14 protein-coding genes, 1 tRNA gene and 2 pseudogenes are annotated in these 17120 nt (G+C 66.9%); 10 read left to right on the top strand and 7 right to left on the bottom strand.

Features of this window, described 5'->3' with window-relative positions:
• Positions 1-6: 6 nt before the first annotated feature.
• On the bottom strand, positions 7-1584 hold the full coding sequence (locus QTN24_RS14440) for an ABC transporter substrate-binding protein (RefSeq protein WP_313837882.1): 1578 nt from the start codon (positions 1582-1584) through the stop codon (positions 7-9).
• A gap of 261 nt (positions 1585-1845) precedes the next feature.
• On the opposite strand from QTN24_RS14440, the gene QTN24_RS14435 reads away from it, so the two are divergent.
• The gene (locus QTN24_RS14435; protein WP_313837808.1) at positions 1846-3093 is read left to right on the top strand and encodes a Zn-dependent hydrolase; all 1248 of its coding nucleotides are present in this window, start codon (positions 1846-1848) and stop codon (positions 3091-3093) included.
• Positions 3094-3487: 394 nt separating this feature from the next.
• On the opposite strand, the gene QTN24_RS14430 is transcribed toward QTN24_RS14435, so the two are convergent.
• The gene (locus QTN24_RS14430) at positions 3488-4270 is read right to left on the bottom strand and encodes an IclR family transcriptional regulator (protein WP_313837881.1); all 783 of its coding nucleotides are present in this window, start codon (positions 4268-4270) and stop codon (positions 3488-3490) included.
• A 233-nt stretch (positions 4271-4503) separates the two neighbouring features.
• On the opposite strand from QTN24_RS14430, the gene QTN24_RS14425 reads away from it, so the two are divergent.
• From QTN24_RS14425 to QTN24_RS14400, 6 genes are all read left to right on the top strand, one after another.
• Positions 4504-5217, top strand: a complete 714-nt coding sequence (locus QTN24_RS14425) for a GntR family transcriptional regulator (protein WP_124684405.1) — start codon at positions 4504-4506, stop codon at positions 5215-5217.
• 34 nt (positions 5218-5251) lie between these two features.
• Positions 5252-5929 carry a DUF2848 domain-containing protein gene (locus tag QTN24_RS14420; RefSeq protein ID WP_313837807.1) on the top strand — a complete coding sequence of 226 codons (678 nt, stop codon included), beginning with the start codon at positions 5252-5254 and terminating at the stop codon, positions 5927-5929.
• A 76-nt stretch (positions 5930-6005) separates the two neighbouring features.
• Positions 6006-7328 carry an amidase gene (locus QTN24_RS14415; protein WP_313837880.1) on the top strand — a complete coding sequence of 441 codons (1323 nt, stop codon included), beginning with the start codon at positions 6006-6008 and terminating at the stop codon, positions 7326-7328.
• Between the two features lie 161 nt (positions 7329-7489).
• Positions 7490-8815 carry an MFS transporter gene (locus QTN24_RS14410; RefSeq protein WP_313837806.1) on the top strand — a complete coding sequence of 442 codons (1326 nt, stop codon included), beginning with the start codon at positions 7490-7492 and terminating at the stop codon, positions 8813-8815.
• Between the two features lie 221 nt (positions 8816-9036).
• Positions 9037-9123 (top strand) — tRNA-Leu (locus QTN24_RS14405).
• A gap of 324 nt (positions 9124-9447) precedes the next feature.
• Positions 9448-10152, top strand: coding sequence for a hypothetical protein (locus tag QTN24_RS14400; RefSeq protein WP_313837805.1), 705 nt, complete (start codon positions 9448-9450; stop codon positions 10150-10152).
• A 72-nt stretch (positions 10153-10224) separates the two neighbouring features.
• On the opposite strand, the pseudogene QTN24_RS14395 reads toward QTN24_RS14400, so the two are convergent.
• Positions 10225-10448, bottom strand: a pseudogene (locus QTN24_RS14395) (hypothetical protein); the annotation flags it as partial.
• 42 nt (positions 10449-10490) lie between these two features.
• The gene (locus QTN24_RS14390; RefSeq protein ID WP_313837804.1) at positions 10491-11108 is read right to left on the bottom strand and encodes a phage baseplate assembly protein V; all 618 of its coding nucleotides are present in this window, start codon (positions 11106-11108) and stop codon (positions 10491-10493) included.
• 159 nt (positions 11109-11267) lie between these two features.
• On the opposite strand from QTN24_RS14390, the gene QTN24_RS14385 reads away from it, so the two are divergent.
• Entirely contained in the window at positions 11268-11627 is a 360-nt protein-coding gene (locus QTN24_RS14385; protein WP_313837803.1) for a hypothetical protein, read from the top strand.
• 33 nt (positions 11628-11660) lie between these two features.
• On the opposite strand, the gene QTN24_RS14380 is transcribed toward QTN24_RS14385, so the two are convergent.
• Both QTN24_RS14380 and QTN24_RS14375 read right to left on the bottom strand, forming a co-directional pair.
• Positions 11661-12107 carry a phage virion morphogenesis protein gene (locus tag QTN24_RS14380; RefSeq protein WP_313837802.1) on the bottom strand — a complete coding sequence of 149 codons (447 nt, stop codon included), beginning with the start codon at positions 12105-12107 and terminating at the stop codon, positions 11661-11663.
• Positions 12108-12359: 252 nt separating this feature from the next.
• A pseudogene (locus tag QTN24_RS14375) lies at positions 12360-13268 on the bottom strand (MFS transporter); the annotation flags it as partial.
• Between the two features lie 125 nt (positions 13269-13393).
• Between QTN24_RS14375 and QTN24_RS14370 the strand changes: the two are divergent.
• Both QTN24_RS14370 and QTN24_RS14365 read left to right on the top strand, forming a co-directional pair.
• A complete protein-coding gene (locus QTN24_RS14370; protein ID WP_124684400.1) occupies positions 13394-13876 on the top strand; it encodes a (2Fe-2S)-binding protein in 483 nt (160 codons plus the stop codon).
• Positions 13873-16179, top strand: a complete 2307-nt coding sequence (locus tag QTN24_RS14365; protein ID WP_313837801.1) for a xanthine dehydrogenase family protein molybdopterin-binding subunit — start codon at positions 13873-13875, stop codon at positions 16177-16179. Before QTN24_RS14370 ends, QTN24_RS14365 begins: the two co-directional genes overlap by 4 nt.
• On the opposite strand, the gene QTN24_RS14360 is transcribed toward QTN24_RS14365, so the two are convergent.
• A complete protein-coding gene (locus tag QTN24_RS14360; protein ID WP_313837800.1) occupies positions 16151-17086 on the bottom strand; it encodes a LysR family transcriptional regulator in 936 nt (311 codons plus the stop codon). The two genes, QTN24_RS14365 and QTN24_RS14360, sit on opposite strands and share 29 nt — an antisense overlap.
• Positions 17087-17120 lie beyond the last annotated feature (34 nt).

Raw genomic sequence — 17120 nt, 5'->3', positions numbered from 1 at the left:
CCAGCCTCAATCCATCGACATCGTCGCGATGTCGATGAACCAGCTTTGCGGCTGGACCACGCCCTTGACCTTCTTCGAGATCGCGCGCGGGCCCACGTCGTGGGCGATCAGCACGAACGGCGATTCCTCGACGATGCGGGCGTGCAGCCGGGCCAGCGCGGCGTCGCGGTCCTTCTCGCCGAACGACGTGCGGGCCGTCTCGATCAGCTTGTCGAACTCGGCGTTGCCGAAGAAGCCCCAGTTGTTCGATACCGGCGGCTGCGTCTTGGTGCTGACGAAGCGGACCATCGCAAAGAACGGGTCCATCGCGGCAAAGCTGACGTTGATGGCGTTGGCGCCGTGGGCGCTTGGGTCCTTGGCGCCGATGCGCCAGTTCGTGAACAGCGTGTTCCATTCCACGACGTCGAAGTCCACGTCGAAGTAGCACGCCTTGAGGTTCTGCTGCACGTATTCGTTCATCGGCAGCGGCTGCATCTGGCCCGATCCGGACGCCGACACCTGCACCTTGACCTTGACCGGCTTGGCGGCCGAGTAGCCGGCCTCGGCCATCAGCTTGCGCGCCGCCTCGGGGTCGTACTTGATGTCGAAGGCGGGATTGCCCCACCACGGGTTGCCGGCCTCGACGATGCCCTTGGCCTCGGCCATGTAGCCGCCCAGCAGCGTCTTCAGGCCAGAGCGGTTCACGCAGAGGTTGGCGGCCTGGCGCACGCGCTTGTCCAGCCACGGCGAGTTCGGCGCGAACGAGAGCTGCCACGGCCACATGTGCGGCTGGGCGTTGGCGTAGACCTCGAAGCCGCGGCTCTTGATCTGCGCGACGGCGTCGGGCGCGGGCGCCTCGATCCAGTCGACCTGGCCCGACAGCAGCGCCGCCGTGCGCGCGTTGGCCTCGGGCATCGGCAGCATCACGACCTTGTCGATCTTCGGCACGCGCTTGCTGTCCCAGTACGCCGGGTTCCTTGCCAGCTCCAGCCGCTCGCGCGGCACGAAGCGCGTCATCTTGAACGGGCCGGTGCCCGAGGCATCGGCGGCAAAGGCCACCCACGCCTGCTTGCTGCGTTCGGCCGGGTCGGTCACCGACGCCGGCACGGCCGCGAGCTTCTTCTCCCAGTGCGTGGGCGACGCCATGAACAGGTTCGAGACGTTGTACGGCAGGAACGAATCCGGCTCGGACGTCACCAGCTCCACGGTCAGGTCGTCGATCTTGCGCGCGCCGCGCAGCGTGGGCATGCGCGACGCCGTCACGCCCACCTGGCTCGGATCGAACTGCCTGGCGGTCTTGTCGAGCACCTTGTTGACGTTCCAGACCACGGCGTCGGCGTTGAAGGCCGAGCCGTCATGGAACTTCACGCCGGGGCGCAGCTTGAAGGTCCATTTGGTCTTGTCCTTGTCGTCGACCTTCCACTCGGTGGCCAGGTCCGGGATCAGCAGGCTCGGGCCGTTGGACTTGGACAGGTCCCACTGCGTCAGCGCGTCGTACATCGGGATGCCGGTGAAGCGGTTGCCCTCGAAGCCCTGGTCGGGCTGGCCGAGCGTGCGCGGGATGTCGGCGGCGGTCATGCCGATGCGCAGCACCTTCTGCGCCATGGCCGCGCCGGGCAGGGCGAGCAGCGAGAGCGCGACGGCGGCGGAGACGCAACGGAGCGCGGCGGCAAGGCCGGTCGCTGGGGAAGACGTGTTCTGGGTCACAGGCAGGGCTCCTGGGTGATGGGTGATGGTGCGGGATGGGACTGCCTCCGGTCAAGCAAGTGATGTGCCAGTGGCCATGCACCATCGCGACGTCCGCCGCGCGTGGTCTGCTTCTTGCACAGGGGCAATCCATCTTCACTCACCCCAGACCACCGAGACATGGATTCGCAATTCACTCCCCGCATCAATGGCGCCCGCCTGTGGCAATCGCTGATGGCGCTTGGCGAGATCGGCGCCACGCCCAGGGGCGGCGTGTGCCGCATCGCGCTGACCGACGAGGACCGGCGCGGGCGCGACCTGGTCGTGCAGTGGTGCCGCGAGGCGGGGCTGGACGTGCGCGTGGACGAGATCGGCAACGTCTTCGCGCGGCGCGCCGGCACGGACCCGCACGCGCCGGCCGTGGCCACGGGCAGCCACATCGACACGCAGCCGTCGGGTGGCAAGTTCGACGGCAACTTTGGCGTGCTGGCCGGGCTGGAGGTCATGCGCACGCTCGACGACCTGGGCATCCGCACGCGCGCGCCGCTGGAGGTGGCGTTCTGGACCAACGAGGAAGGCACGCGCTTCACGCCGGTGATGATGGGCTCGGGCGTCTTCGCGGGCGTGTTCGACGCGGCCCACGCCCGCGCGCAGCGGGACCGCGACGGCGTGAGCGTGGGCGACGCGCTGGCCGCCATCGGCTACCACGGCCCCCAGCCGGCCGGCGAGGTGCCCGGCGGCATGTACGCGGCCTATTTCGAGGCGCATATCGAGCAGGGGCCGGTGCTGGAGGCGGCCGGGCTGCCGATCGGCGTGGTATCGGGCGCGCTGGGCCAGCAGTGGTACGACGTGACCGTGACCGGCCAGGACGCCCACGCCGGGCCCACGCCGCTGGCGCTGCGCCACGATGCACTGCTGGCGTCGGCGCGGATGATCGAGGCCGTGAACCGCATCGCGCGCGACGAGGCGCCGCACGGGCGCGGCACGGTGGGCTTTGTCGAGGTCACGCCAAATTCGCGCAACGTGATTCCGGGGCGGGTGGATTTTTCGGTGGACTTCCGCAACCTGGGCCAGGACGGCCTGGACCGGATGGACGCGGCCATGCGCGCGGCGTTTGCCGGCATCGCCGACGCGGCGCGCGTGGCCGTGGAGATCCGCCAGGTGGTCAAGTTCGAGCCGTGCCTGTTCGCGCCCGCCTGCGTGGACAGCGTACGCCGCGCCGCCGCCCGGCTGGGCCTGCCACACATGGACGTGGTCAGCGGCGCCGGCCACGACGCCGTCTACGTGGCCCGCCGCGCCCCCACCGGCATGATCTTCGTGCCGTGCAAGGACGGCATCAGCCACAACGAACTGGAAGACGCACTACCCGAACACATCGAGGCCGGCGCCAACGTGCTGCTGCAGGCGATGCTGGAGCATGCGGGGTAGGGCGCAAAACAAGAAGCGCAAGGCAGGGCTATCGCGTAGTTTTGCTCCCCTCTCCCGCCGTGCGGGAGAGGGGCCGGGGGAGAGGGCGTTGAGGCTCTGCTTGCCGACCTGTCGCAGTTCGATGCGCTGGCCCTCACCCCCAACCCCTCTCCCGCAGGCGGGAGAGGGGAGAAAACAGGAGGCACAAGTCCAGGCTATCGAGTAGTTTTTTTGCCCCCTCCCGCTGTGATTTTTTTGCTCCCCTCTCCCGCCGTGCGGGAGAGGGGCCGGGGGTGAGGGCGTTGAGGCTCTGCTTGCCGACCTGTCTCAGTTTGATGCGCTGGCCCTCTCCCCCAACCCCTCTCCCGCAGGCGGGAGAGGGGAGTAAAACCTCATGCCGAATGACGCGCCCCGCCTAATGCCCGATCGACCTTGAAATTGCCCACGCGCACTCGATCACCAGCGGGCCTAGGCGGCGTTGGGCGTCGGCCATTGTCCAGCGGCTGGCGGGCGGGGAGACGTGGACCGCGCCGACAGCCTCGCCGCGGCTGTTCACAATCGGCGCGCCGATGCCCATGTCGCCCAGGAACAGTTCTTCCTCGTTGCACGCGTAGCCAACCGTCCGGCAGGCCACTACCGCCTCGAAGATCGCGTCGACGTCGGTCAGCGTTGCCGGCGTGCGTGGCGCCCGCGTGGATGCTTCCAGCATGGCGCGCACCTGGGCGTCGGGCAGCTTGCTGAGATAGGCGCGGCCCGAACTCGTGCAGTACATCGGAATCCGCATGCCCACAGGCGTCAGCACGGGCATGTGCTTGGCGGTCATCAATTGCGCCACGTAGACCATGTCCAGTCCCACCGGCTCGGTCAGGTTGGCCGTCTCGCCGCTGGCATTGGCCAACTGCGAAAGGTACGGGCTGGCGATGGGAATCAGCGCGTCGGCGGCCAGGTAGTTGTAGCCGATCTCCATGACCTTCGGCGTCAGCCGGAAGCGGCGCGTCTGCGGGTGCTTGTCGACGTAGCCAAGGCGCTCCAGCGTATGGACCGTGCGCTGTGCCGAACTCTTGCTCATGCCGGTCAGCGCGGCCAGTTCGGCCAGGGTCAGCGTGCGGTGGACGGCGCTGAACGCCCGCAGCGCCTCCAGGCCTTTTTCCAGCGACTGGTTGAACAGGGGATCGGGACGGTCTTCAGTGGCTTGCATGTCGGCGGCGGGCACCATCGTCGTGACCCGCTGCACCACGATGGCAGCATATTGCACCAAGATATGGATGAATCGATTATCGATTCGTGCGGGGTGGCCCATGATACGCGGCGCCACCCCGCGCGCCTAGTGCTGACAAGGTCCTGAGCGTTTACCCCTACGTCGCCACGCCTTGTCGTCAGTGAAATATCACACTAGTATCACAACAACTTCAAACGACCCAGGCAGTGCCCGTGGCCAATCCCATCCGACTCGTCGGCAACGCCGACCCCAGCGCCGAAGCGGCAACGTCCGCGCCGCCGACGGCCGCCCAGAGCGGCGCCGCGCTGCGCGAGCAGGCGTACACCGAGATCAAGCGCCGCATCATCGCGTGCGAGTTCCGGCCCGGCGAGCCGCTGAATGAGGCGCAGGTGGCCGCGCTGCTGGGCCTGGGCCGCACGCCGGTTCACCAGGCGCTGCATCGGCTGGAAGTGGAAGGGCTGGTGTCGATCCTGCCGCGCAAGGGCGTGCTGGTGACGCCGCTGTCGCTGAACGAGGTGCTGGACATGATCGAGGTCCGCGCCACCAACGAGGTGCTGTGCGCCACGCTGGCCTGCGAGCGCGGCCACGACAGCGATTTCAAGGCGATGCGCGACATCGTCGACCGTTCGCCCGACCTGATCGCCCGCCGCGACATCCCCGCGCTGGCGTCGCTGGACCTGAAATTCCATACCGCGATGTCCGCCGCGTCGCGCAACCGCGTTCTGGCCGAACTGCTACGTGGCCTGCACGAGAAGCAGGCCCGTTTCTGGTTCCTGTCGCTTTCCGACCCGCAGCATCTTGAGAACGTCTACCAGGAGCACCTGGAGATCGTGGATGCGCTGGAGCGGCGCGACGTGCCGGCCGTGCGGGACGCGATCCGCGCGCATATCGACGAATTCCGGAAGAACATCATCCGGACCCTCTGACCGACTTCTTTTCCTCGCAACAAGGTAGCAAGCCATGCCGACTCTGCAACTCCAGGTAGCCGGCGGGGGCGCACTCGCCCTCGACATCGAACGACTGATCATCGCCGGCTGGACCGGCCGCGACCGCGACGCCGTGCAGCACCATATCGACGAGCTGAAGGCCATCGGCGTGAAGCCGCCCGCCACGGTGCCCACGTTCTACCCGCTGGCCGCGCAACTGCTGACCACCGCCGACGTGCTGGAAGTGCCGCGCGACGATTCGTCGGGCGAAACCGAGTTCGTGCTGCTGCAGGGCCCGGACGCGCTGTACATCGGCATCGGCTCGGACCACACCGACCGCAAGGTCGAGGCGTACGACGTGACCGTGTCCAAGCAGATGTGCGCCAAGCCGATGGGCCGCGAAGTGTGGCGGTTCGACGAGGTGGCCGACCATTGGGACGCGCTGGAAATGCGCTGCTGGCGCGTGCGCGACGGCCAGCGCGCGCTGTACCAGGAGGGCAAGGTCACGCGCCTGCTGGACCCGCGCGACCTGATCGGCCGCCTGACCGGCGAGGACCAGCTGCCGCCGGGCACGGCGATGTTCTGCGGCACGCAGGCCGTGATCGGCGAGATGGGCCATGGCGAATCGTTCGAAGTCGAACTGCATGACCCCGTGCGCAACCGCAGCCTGCGCCACGCCTACCGCGTGGAAACGCTGGCCGTGGCCGAGTAAGCCAGCCCGTTTCCTGCCCGCCTTCCTGCCCAACTTCCTGCCATTTCCGTAACCGAGAGAGCGAACCACGATGACGATGACCGCCCCGACCATTGCCGACCTTGCCGCCGCGCTGGCGACCGGCCGCACCACGAGCGTCGCGCTGACCGAGCAGGCGCTGGCCCGGATCGACAGCCACCGCCAGGCCGGCGGCACCGCCTTCCTGAGCGTGGATGCCGACGGCGCGCTGGCGCAGGCCCGCGCCGCCGACCAGGCCCGCGCGGCCGGCACGGTGGCGTCGCCGCTGGCCGGCCTGCCGGTGTCGATCAAGGACCTGTTCGACGTACGCGGCCAGGTGACGCGGGCGGGCGCCAAGGCGCTGGACGGCAATGCCCCGGCGCAGGCCGACGCGGTGGCCGTGGCGCGCCTGCGGGCGGCCGGCGCGGTGCTGATCGGCCGGACGAACATGAGCGAGTTTGCGTTCTCCGGGCTGGGCCTGAACCCGCACTACGGCACGCCGCGCACGCCGTTCGATCCGGAGCGGATCAGCGGCGGCTCGACGTCGGGCGGCGCGGTCAGCGTGGCCGGGCAGATGGCCGTGGCGGCGCTGGGTACCGATACGGGCGGGTCGATCCGCATTCCGTCGGCGTTCTGCGGCCTGACCGGCTTCAAGCCCACCGCGCGGCGCGTGCCGCTGGACGGCGGCGTGCCGCTCTCGACCTCGCTCGATTCGGCCGGCCCGCTGGCCCGCTCGGTGGCGTGCTGCGCGACGATGGACGCGGTGCTGAGCGGCGAGACGCTGGACACCCGGCCGGCGCCGCTGCGCGGCCTGCGCCTGTACGTGACGCGCGACTTCGTGTTCGACGGCATCGACGCCGAGGTCGGCCAGGCGTTCGAGGCGGCCGTGCAGCGGTTGTCGGCCCAGGGCGCCCAGATCGTGCCATTCGATTTCCCCGAGCTGCGGCGCCTGCCCGAGATCAACGCCGCCGGGGGCCTGACCGCCGCCGAAGCGTGGACGTGGCACCGGACGCTGCTGGCCGAGCGTGGCGATCAGTACGACCCGCGCGTGGCGCAGCGCATCCGCCGTGGCGAGAAGCTGAGCGCCGCGGACTACATCGTGCTGCTGGAAGAGCGCCGCGCGATGCAGCAGCGCGCGGCCTGGCTGCTGCGCGATGCCGACGCCTGGCTGATGCCGAGCGTGGCGGTGCGCCCGCCGCGGCTGGACGCGCTGACGCGCGACGAGGATTTCTTCGCGATCAACGGCCTGGTGCTGCGCAACCCGAGCGTCATCAACTTCCTGGACGGCTGCGCCACGTCACTGCCGATGGGCGAGGGCATGGGGCTCAGCGTCTGCGGCGTGACGGGCAGCGATGCCCGCGTGCTGCAGGTATCGGCCGCCATCGAACAGGCGCTGGGCTGAGGCGCCACGCGGCCGGCCCCGCCCGGCCGCGCGGTCCCCGATTCCCGCACCGACGGGCAGCTTCCCACCTGCCCGGCACGCACGCGCCAGCACAGCGCACTGCGCGAGGACGCCGCCAATGTAGCGGTGTCCCACCCACCACACCCAAGGAGTAGTCACCGATGTCTTCCGTGATGACCGGCGCCCCGGGCGCCCTGGAGAACCTGCCGCCAGCGGAACTGGCGCAGCAACGCAACGAGGCGTACCGCAAGATCACCGTGCGCCTGATCCCGTTCCTCGTCTTCCTGTTCATCCTGGCGTGGATCGACCGCGTCAACGTGGGCTTTGCCAAGCTCCAGATGCTGCAGGACCTGCAGTTCAGCGAGGCCGTCTACGGCCTGGGCGCGGGCATTTTCTTCATCGGCTACTTCCTGTTCGAGGTGCCGAGCAACCTGCTGCTGGAGAAGATCGGCGCCCGCAAGACGCTGGCGCGGATCACCATCCTCTGGGGGCTGGCGTCGATGGCGATGATCTTCGTCAAGACGCCCGGCCAGTTCTACGCGCTGCGCTTCCTGCTCGGCATTTTCGAGGCCGGCTTCTTTCCGGGCGTGGTGCTGTACCTGACGTACTGGTTCCCGGCCGCGCGGCGGGCGCGCATCAACGGGCTGTTCATGACGTCGTTCGCCATCGCGGGCGTGATTGGCGGGCCGCTGGCGGGCTTCATCATGAGCGCGATGGATGGCGTGGACGGCCTGGCCAACTGGCAGTGGCTGTTCGTGATCGAAGGCATTCCGTCGGTGCTGGCAGGCTTTGCCGTGCTGGCGTGGCTGCCCGAGAAGCCGGCCAACGCGGGCTGGCTCAACGCCCGGGAGCAGGCCATCGTCACGAGCGACGTGGAGGCCGAGGCGCGCGACCCGGCCAAGCATTCGCACCTGAAGGACGCGTTTGCCAACGCCCGGGTCTGGATCTGCGCCGCGATCTACTTCTGCGTGGTGAGCGGCAACGCGACCATCGCGTTCTGGTCGCCGTCGATCATCAAGGAACTGGGCGTCCACGGCAACCTGCAGATCGGGCTGGTGTCGGCCATCCCGTTCGTGGCGGGGACGATCGCCATGGTGCTCAACGGCATCCACTCGGACCGCACCGGCGAGCGGCGCATGCACTGCGCGCTGGCCACGCTGCTGGCCGCCGTGGGCCTGACGCTGACCGGTTTCTGGCTCCATAGCGCCGTGCTGGCCCTGATCGCCCTGACCGTCGCGTCGATCGGCATCCTGGCCGCCTTCCCGGTGTTCTGGTCGCTGCCGTCCGCCTTCCTGGCCGGCACCGCCGCCGCCGGCGGCATCGCGCTGATCAACTCCATCGGCAACCTGGCCGGGTTCGTGGCGCCGTACATGATCGGCTGGTTCAAGACCACCACCGGCCAGCTCTCGTCCGGCCTGTACTTCGTGGCCGCGCTGGAGGCCTGCGCCACCGTGCTGGTGATCGCCTTCATCCGCGCCCGCCAGTAACCCGGCGGAGGTGGCCGCCAGGGCGGGGCAGGGGGCTGGATTCCCTGTCCGCCTTGCGCTACAATCCGCTTCCTTATCGCGCCGCGGCCAGAAGTCAAGCCAGCGGCACGAACCGGATCCCGGCGCGCCAGGCGCCAAAAGCAAGCCAGATCAAGAAAGGCGGGCAGCTCAAGCCGCCTTTTTTGCTTTGCGAACCTGCTTTGCGATCCGGTCCCAGGACTGCGAGGGTGGCGAAATTGGTAGACGCACCAGGTTTAGGTCCTGACGCCAGCAATGGTGTAGGGGTTCGAGTCCCCTCCCTCGCACCAAGTATCCTTTAGAGCACATTCGTGCATCTGCTCTGAAATTCCCGGAATGCCCTGTTCCAGAAGGATTAGCGGGTGTTATGCGTTCACAGCACCCCCCGGATTTCCCTTCAAGAAACACATATAATTTTCGCCTCGCCCCCAAAGTTCCCCCAAAGAAGCCCCATGACATTGGCGAAGCTCATGCTTCGCTCGATCCAGCTGTAAACCAGTTTCAAGCGCCCCCTAGCAGGCCGTGGCCTCATTGGTTCCCCACGGTCAACAACCCAACTCACGCTGCACGCTCAGCACTGTGCAGGCACGTTGGACATAGGAGGACGTATCGAAATGGCTTTGGTTAACTGCGGCGAATGCAACAGAGAGATCTCTGACAAGGCACGGGCATGCCCGCACTGTGGCGTCAGAAGGAAGTCGAACCGCACGGCCGTGCTCAAAGGCGTCGTGGTGGCGGTCATCGTCATCGGCATACTGGCCCAATGCGCGGACGAGGGGAGTTCAAAACCTGAGGCGCAAGAGACCACCCAATCGACGGAAAAGGCGACAGGCCCCGACAAAGCGCCGTCGGCCTCCACCGGCACGGCGACCATCGGACGCAGTACCCGTCAGATCCTGGGGGATCTTCCTGTCCTGGAGCGCTCTGCGAGTTTTCCGCTGCGCGACGGAAGCCCACGTGAGTCCATCCGCCTGAACTCCCACCTGCATCTCGAAACGATCGGAGAGAAAGCCGATCTCCGCAGTTACACGATGATGTTCGGGATCGCCAGTGATGACAAAGCGGGCGCAATAGAGACGGCCGTTCTGGTTGCGTCCGTCCTTGCCAACACTTTCCCCGACTGGATGGAAAAAGGTAGACAAGGAGGGAGCGCAGATTGGTTTAACAGAGCGACCAAACAGCTTGGCTCAAACATCAAGCGCAACAAGGACGACCCCGAGCCGGTGATAATGGATCGAGACGGACTGCGGATCCGCTACTCAGCGGTGCCGGTCATGAAGTTGTTTTTTGTGACGGTCGAGCCGGTGGGGGCGTTGTAGTAGTAACTGCAGCCGCGGGCGTACGGAGAGAGTTAGCGATGCTGGCTGGCGTGCCAGAGCGGGCGCGTTTTTGGCGCCTAGCAGAAACGGCGGCGACATGACAAAGCCCCCCGTGCGGGGCCTGGCGCCGCCGGGCGTCTTGTCCCAAACGGCGACGCCGCGCCAGATGAAGCCGGCGGCCTGGACGCGTCGGTCAGGCTCGGTAGCTGCCAGGGCGGGTCGGTGAAGAACAGGTCGACGAACGCGTCAGGAATCTCCCGCAGGACGTCGAGGGCGTCCCTGCGGTGCAGGCAGATCTGCGATGGCGCCGCCGGTGGCGCGGTTCAGGCCGACGTAGCTCATCGCGGGCCGTCCGTCCGGTCGCCGCCACGGCGGATGCCGCCGTGGTCGTGTTCATGTAGGACGACGCCATTGGACGACAGCGCGCCGCCCTGGTGCGTCAGGGCGCCGCTGATCACGTTGCCGTGCTCGCCGCCATGCCCGGCGATGCCGTTCTGGTAGGACAGCAGGCCCCTTACGGTCACATCGCCGGTGAACGTCGTGTCCGGGCAGGACACCAGCACGCTGGCGGCGGCCTCCAGGATGACCCGGTGCACGCCGGCGACCGTCAGCGTGCTGCTGGCGTGGTCGTAGAAAGTCGTGGCGCCGTCCGGGTAGACCGTGACGGTCTCGGTGGCGCTATGGCTCGGCGTGTCAACGTGATCGGACGGGATGCCGCACAGCACCACCCCGTTGCGCAGCTCGCCGCTGGGGCAGAGCAGCACGACCTGCTCCCCGACGGTCGGCGGCGACCACGTCCGCGTTGCGCCGGCGCGACACTCAATCCAGGGCAGCCAGTCGGTGGTATTGCCGCCAGACCGGACGCGCACGCGCGGAGGCCGTGCGTGGCGTACCTCGACGACAGAGCCGAGGCGAATGAGGTTGGCGAGAAGGCGGGAAAGCTCAGCGGAATGCATACCCTCCAGCGTGCCTCAGGCGCGCGGGAGGGTGGTGAGGTGGGTGTTGTGGGGGGTGGGGGGACAACGAGAGGGGGCTGCATTCGGCCATGAGCAGACACTCGACGGCCAGGACGAGATCAGGCTAATCTGCTAGCTTGAATAGCGAAAACGCTCGCAATGAGGTCGTTGACATTTCTACCCCCTGAACTCGCGCTGCAATCAATCTCCCATCGCGAAATTGTCTTACCTCTCAATGCAGCCATTGAAGCGGTTGACTATTTCGCCAGCAAACAGATTCACATTCTGGGGTGGGAAGGGTGGATTCTGGCGGAGGATGGACGGGTCGGTCATGGCAGCGCACCGCAAGGCACGACGAATCTCGAAGACCTTTCGCCACTGGACGCTGCGGAACTCTGCCGCCAAACCATCCCGATTGCGGCGCGCGAATGGTCGAGGGATCATCCAGATTCGACGGATCGTCTGCACTTTTGCATCACGATTCTCTGCGAGCCTGTACCCAAAATTGCCCGCACGTGAAGGACCGCTAAGGGTCGAAAACGGCCCTCCGCCCTATCCCCCCACCACCCCCACCACCAAATCCCCCAGCCGCTCCACATCCCCGTCAGCCAGTCCCAGCAGCTCCCGCTGCGCATACTCCACCACCAGGCCGCCGCGGTTCACCCGGTCCCGTAGGCCGAATTGGTGGACCGCGGCGATTCGTCTGACGCTGGCGGCGAATTCCACGGCTGCGCTGTTGGCGTCCGCCTGCGTCTTCATGAACCGCGCTGTCCGCAGCTTTCCGAACATCTTGCGGCGGACGCTGCCTGCCTTCGCGCGCAGGCGCGGCTTGCGTGGCTGGTAGGGGGTGCCGTCGGGGTTGCGCTGGGCGGCGATGCGCAGGGTCTGGCGCCGGCGCAGCTCGGCTGCGATAGCGCGCATGAGGGTGCGGCGTTGGCTGGGCGCCAGGTTGTGCAGGAGGGCGCCGGCCCAGGCGGTGAGGTCGTCCAGGTCGCTCATGCCGATGGCAGTTTCCAGCCGGCGGCAGGATGTGTGGGGGGCGCGGCCGCCTGCGCTTGCGAGGGCCTGGCAGTCCCCCCGGAGGGATTACCCAGAATCCCTCCAAAAAGCCCCTGAACAAATTCTGGGGAAGAGCTGGTTTCCCTTTCTTCGCGCCACGTATCCTTTAGGCACATTCTTAAATCTGCTCAGAAATTCCCGGAATGCCTCTTTTCCTTTATCCAGGTTCGGGCCCGGCGCCAGCGGAAACCTTCACCGTGCCTCCCCGGCTTGCACGTGAGCGGATCGCTCATCGAAAGCCCAGACCCCCTCCGTCTTCGCGGCGCGGGCGGTCATCCATGCCAGGATGGCGCCGATAATCAGTAGCGATGCGCTCGCTTCGAGTGTGCTGCGATAGCCGTATCGATCGAACAGGATGCCGCCCACGGTGGAGCCCAGTGCGATCGACAACTGGACCACGGCGACCATCAGGCCGCCGCCTGCCTCGGCATGGTGCGGGAACGTGCGGGTGATCCAGCTCCACCATCCGACCGGCGCCGCCGTTGCCACCAGTCCCCACAGCGCTAGCAGCATGACGACAGCGGCCGTGTGATGGCCCAGGCCGATCAGTGCGAGCGCGATGCAAGCCATGAGCGTCGGGATGATGACAAGCGTGGCGTAGAACGCCCGCGTCAGTACCGCGCCGATCAGCATGGTCCCGATGCATCCGGCCACGCCGATCGCCAGCAGGATCAGCGACAGGCTGGAAGCATCGACCCGCGTGACCGTTTCGAGGAACGGCCGGACGTAGGTGAACAGCGTGAATTGCCCGGAGAAGAACACGCCGGCCGCCAGCATGCCCAGCGCGACGACCGGGCGCTTCAGGTGCGCGAACACGTTTACGTTGCCGTGGGGCGGCGTCGGCACCGGCATCGAGGGAAGGCTGAACCATTGCCAGGCAAGCGCGACCAGCGCAATCGGGACCAGGCAATAGAACGCCCCGCGCCAGCCGATGAGTGCGCCGAGGTAGCTACCGACCGGGGCCGCGACGACGGTCGCCAGTGCGTTGCCGCTATTGAAGATCGCCAGCGCGCGCGGCACCTGGTGCGCCGGGACCAGGCGGATGGCCGTGGCCGCCGACATCGACCAGAAGCCGCCGACGACGACGCCGATCAATGCGCGCCTTGATGAGCCAATCTCATGAAACAGATTGATGATCTGTGTTCATGACGGTAATGAGCCAGGGTGCGTAATGAAATCGGCGCGTATCCGATACCATTCCCCGGTCCCCCGCCTCCCATCCGTCCATGACAAAGATAAACATCAACGGCCAGGCTCATGAGGTCGACCTGTCGTCCGACACCCCGCTCCTGTGGACGCTCCGCGATGCGCTGGGCTTCACGGGCACCAAGTTTGGCTGTGGCATGGCGCTTTGCGGCGCCTGCACCGTCCATGTCGATGGCCAGCCGGTCCGCTCCTGCGTCACGCCCATCTCCGCCGTGGGCACCAAGCAGGTGCGCACGATCGAATCGATGGAATCGGATCGCGTAGGCCGGGCCGTCCAGGATGCATGGGTCGAACTGGGCGTCGCCCAGTGCGGCTACTGTCAGGCGGGGCAGATCATGACCGCCACTGCGCTGCTGAAAGCGAATCCCAAGCCCACGGACGAGCAGATCGTCGCCGGAATGAGCGGCAACCTCTGCCGCTGCGGCACTTACAACCGCATCAATGCGGCGGTGAAGCTGGCGTCGACACGCCTTGCGGCCAACAAGACGGGAGCCAAGGCATGACGCGCACCGACCTCGACACCCTCGAACAACCGGCGCGCCGCCGTCTGCTGCAGGCGGGCGCGGTGTTCGCGTTGTCGCTCCAGTTCGGCGGCCTGGTTACCAAGGCAGCCGCAGCGGAGGCTGACAAGAAGTACGGCGGCGCAGCGATGCCAGGCGGCATCGTGGACAACCCGCTGGTATTCGTCTCGATTGCGCGGGATGGCACCGTGACCATCGTGGCGCATCGTGCGGAGATGGGCACGGGCGTGCGAACCAGCCTGCCGATGGTGGTTGCCGACGAAATGGAAGCCGACTGGAGCCGCGTCAGGATCGTTCAGGCCGACGCCAACGAGGCCCGCTATGGCAGCCAGAACGTCGACGGATCGCGCAGCATGCGGCATTTTCTGGCGCCGATGCGTCGTGTGGGGGCATCGGCACGGCACATGCTCGAAGCCGCCGCCGCTGCGCAGTGGAAAGTGCCGGCCACCGAAGTGCAGGCGCGCAACCACGAAGTCATTCACGCGGCAAGCGGCCGGCGGATCGGCTATGGCGAACTGGCCGAAGCCGCGATGCGCCAGCCGGTGCCAAAGCAAGACCAGTTGCGCCTCAAGCAGCCGGATGCGTTCCGCTATATCGGCAAGGGCAAGATCATGCCCGCCGACAGCCGCGATATCGCGCGCGGCAAGGCCACCTACGGTATCGACGTGCGGCTGCCGGGCATGGTCTACGCCGTCATCGCGCGCCCGCCCGTGTATGGCGGCAAGCTGCGCAAGGTCGATGGCACCGACGCGCTGAAGGTACCGGGCGTCCTGCGCATCGTCGAGCTGAAGGGCTATGACGGTCCGCCGTTGTTCAATCCGGTGGGCGGGGTTGCCGTGGTGGCGACCAACACGTGGGCGGCGATGCAGGGCAGGGCGGCGCTGAAGCTCGAATGGGACCATGGCGCCAATGCCAGCTACGATTCCGCCGTGTTCCGCCGCACCCTGGAAGCGGCCGTGCAGCAGCCTGGCAAGCCGCTGCGTAACGATGGCGATGCCGTGGCCGCCCTGTCGGCAGCCGCTGGCCAGCGCAAGGTAGCAGCCCAGTACTACATTCCCCACCTTGCGCATGCGTCGATGGAAACGCCCGTGGCCACGGCGCGCTTCGTCGATGGAAAGTGCGAGATCTGGGCGCCGTCGCAGGCGCCTCAGGGTGCACTGGAAAGCGTGGCGAAGCACGTCGGGCTCGACGCCAGGGACGTGACGCTGCATCTGACACTGCTGGGCGGCGGCTTCGGCCGCAAGTCGATGGCCGACTTCATTTCCGAGGCAGCGCTGGTGTCCAAGGCGATGGGCGGCACGCCGGTCAAGCTGCAATGGACGCGCGACGACGACATTCACCACGACTATTTCCACACTGTCTCGGTCGAGCGCATGGAATCGGTGCTGGATGCCAATGGCAAGCCCACGGCGTGGCTGCACAGGTCCGCGGCGCCCACCATCACCTCGACGTTCAAGGTCGGCGCGGAGGGCAAGGCCCCATTTGAAGCGGGGATGTCGGCCATCAACATCCCGTTCCAGATTCCGTCGATCCGCCTGGAGTCGGCCGATGTGCCGGCGCACACGCGCATCGGCTGGTTCCGCTCGGTGTCCAACATCCCGCATGCCTTTGCGGTACAGAGCTTTGTTGCCGAACTGGCGCATCAGGCCCGTCGCGACCCGAAGGACTACCTGCTGGAGCTGATCGGCCCGCCGCGCAGGATCGATCCCGCGACGCTGTCGGATAGCTGGAACTACAACGAATCGCCGGACGTGTATCCGCTCGATACCGGCCGCATGCGCCGCGTCATCGAGGAAGCCGCGCGCCGGGCGAACTGGGGCCGCAAGCTGCCCAAGGGGCATGGTCTTGGCATTGCCATGGCCTACAGCTTTGTGACGTATGTGGCGACCGTCGTGGAAGTGGCGGTGGATGCCAAGGGCCAGATCACCATTCCGCGCGTGGACATGGCGATCGATTGCGGGCCACAGGTCAACCCGGAGCGCATCCGTTCACAGGTGGAAGGTGGCTGCGTGATGGGCATCAGCCTGGCGATGCTGGGAGAGATCTCGTTCAAGGACGGCCGCGTGCAGCAGAGCAACTTCCACGACTTCGAGATCCTGCGGTCGCATATGGCGCCACGGGCCATCCATACGTGGATGGTGGGCGGCGATTTTGCGGTGCCACCCGGCGGGGTGGGCGAGCCGCCCGTGCCGCCCATCGCGCCGGCACTCTGCAATGCAATCTTCGCGGCGACGGGAACACGGATCCGGTCGCTGCCTATCCGTGACCAGCTTTCGCAGGCTTAGTCGCGGCAACGCCGTCCGGCTTGTGCCGGATGGCGTCTATCACAATCTTGAGCGCCCGCGACGACTGTCTGCGGCTGGGATAGAACGCGTGATAACCAGGGAACGTGGGGCACCAGTCCTCCATGACCTTGACCAGCTTTCCCTTGTCCGCATAAGGCTGGATGACCGGCAACGGCAGGAACACCAGCCCGAAGCCGTCGAGGGCGGCATTGAGCATCTGGTTGACGCTATTGCAGACCACCTGGCCTTCCACGCGCGCCTGAATCTTCTTGGACCCCTTGGCCAGTTCCCATGCGTAGAGTCCGCCGCTGGTGGAGAGCCGCAGGTTGATGCAGCGGTGCGATAGCAGGTCGCGCGGTGCCATCGGTTTGTCGCGGCCCTTGAAATAGGCGGGAGACGCCGCGATGGCCATCTTCACGTCGGGACTGATGCGCACGGCGATCATGTCCTTCTCGATCTGGTCCCCAAACCGCACGCCAATGTCGTAGCGCTCGCCGACGATGTTGGTCAGTCCATAGTCCACCGTCAGCTCGACGTTGAGGTCAGGATACTGCGGCAAGACCTTGGCCAGGCGAGGCCAGATGATGGCATCGATCGGATGGTCCACGGACGTGATGCGAATGGTGCCTGCCGGGCGCTCCCCAAGCTCTGCCACAGCGGAGAGGTCGGCTTCGATTTCATCGAACTTGGGCCCGATGGACCGGATCAGCCGTTCGCCGGCATCGGTCGTCGACACACTGCGCGTGGTGCGCGTCAGCAGCCGCACGCCCAGCCTTGCCTCCAGATTGCGGATGGTGTGACTCAACGCGGATTGCGTGACGTCCAGGCGAGCCGCCGCGCGCGTGAAGCTCCGCTCGCGCGCGACAGTGACCAATGCGAGCAGATCGTTAAGGTTGTGACGGGGCATGGCAGCTCTCTGCGGGGAATCCGGTCCAGGCGCC

The organism is Cupriavidus sp. SZY C1 (assembly GCF_032190535.1).
Lineage (GTDB): Bacteria > Pseudomonadota > Gammaproteobacteria > Burkholderiales > Burkholderiaceae > Cupriavidus > Cupriavidus pauculus_C.
The sequence above is the reverse complement of the archived record's forward strand: the minus strand, read 5'-3'. Positions and strand labels throughout refer to the sequence as shown.

Bases quoted from the DNA above. Each gene is read 5' to 3' on its own strand.
- QTN24_RS14440 (WP_313837882.1), bottom strand. From the start codon at position 1,584: ATGGCGCAGAAGGTGCTGCGCATCGGCATGACCGCCGCCGACATCCCG.
- QTN24_RS14435 (WP_313837808.1), top strand. From the start codon at position 1,846: ATGGATTCGCAATTCACTCCCCGCATCAATGGCGCCCGCCTGTGGCAA.
- QTN24_RS14430 (WP_313837881.1), bottom strand. From the start codon at position 4,270: ATGCAAGCCACTGAAGACCGTCCCGATCCCCTGTTCAACCAGTCGCTG.
- QTN24_RS14420 (WP_313837807.1), top strand. From the start codon at position 5,252: ATGCCGACTCTGCAACTCCAGGTAGCCGGCGGGGGCGCACTCGCCCTC.
- QTN24_RS14415 (WP_313837880.1), top strand. From the start codon at position 6,006: ATGACCGCCCCGACCATTGCCGACCTTGCCGCCGCGCTGGCGACCGGC.
- QTN24_RS14410 (WP_313837806.1), top strand. From the start codon at position 7,490: ATGTCTTCCGTGATGACCGGCGCCCCGGGCGCCCTGGAGAACCTGCCG.
- QTN24_RS14400 (WP_313837805.1), top strand. From the start codon at position 9,448: ATGGCTTTGGTTAACTGCGGCGAATGCAACAGAGAGATCTCTGACAAG.
- QTN24_RS14390 (WP_313837804.1), bottom strand. From the start codon at position 11,108: ATGCATTCCGCTGAGCTTTCCCGCCTTCTCGCCAACCTCATTCGCCTC.
- QTN24_RS14385 (WP_313837803.1), top strand. From the start codon at position 11,268: ATGAGGTCGTTGACATTTCTACCCCCTGAACTCGCGCTGCAATCAATC.
- QTN24_RS14380 (WP_313837802.1), bottom strand. From the start codon at position 12,107: ATGAGCGACCTGGACGACCTCACCGCCTGGGCCGGCGCCCTCCTGCAC.
- QTN24_RS14370 (WP_124684400.1), top strand. From the start codon at position 13,394: ATGACAAAGATAAACATCAACGGCCAGGCTCATGAGGTCGACCTGTCG.
- QTN24_RS14365 (WP_313837801.1), top strand. From the start codon at position 13,873: ATGACGCGCACCGACCTCGACACCCTCGAACAACCGGCGCGCCGCCGT.
- QTN24_RS14360 (WP_313837800.1), bottom strand. From the start codon at position 17,086: ATGCCCCGTCACAACCTTAACGATCTGCTCGCATTGGTCACTGTCGCG.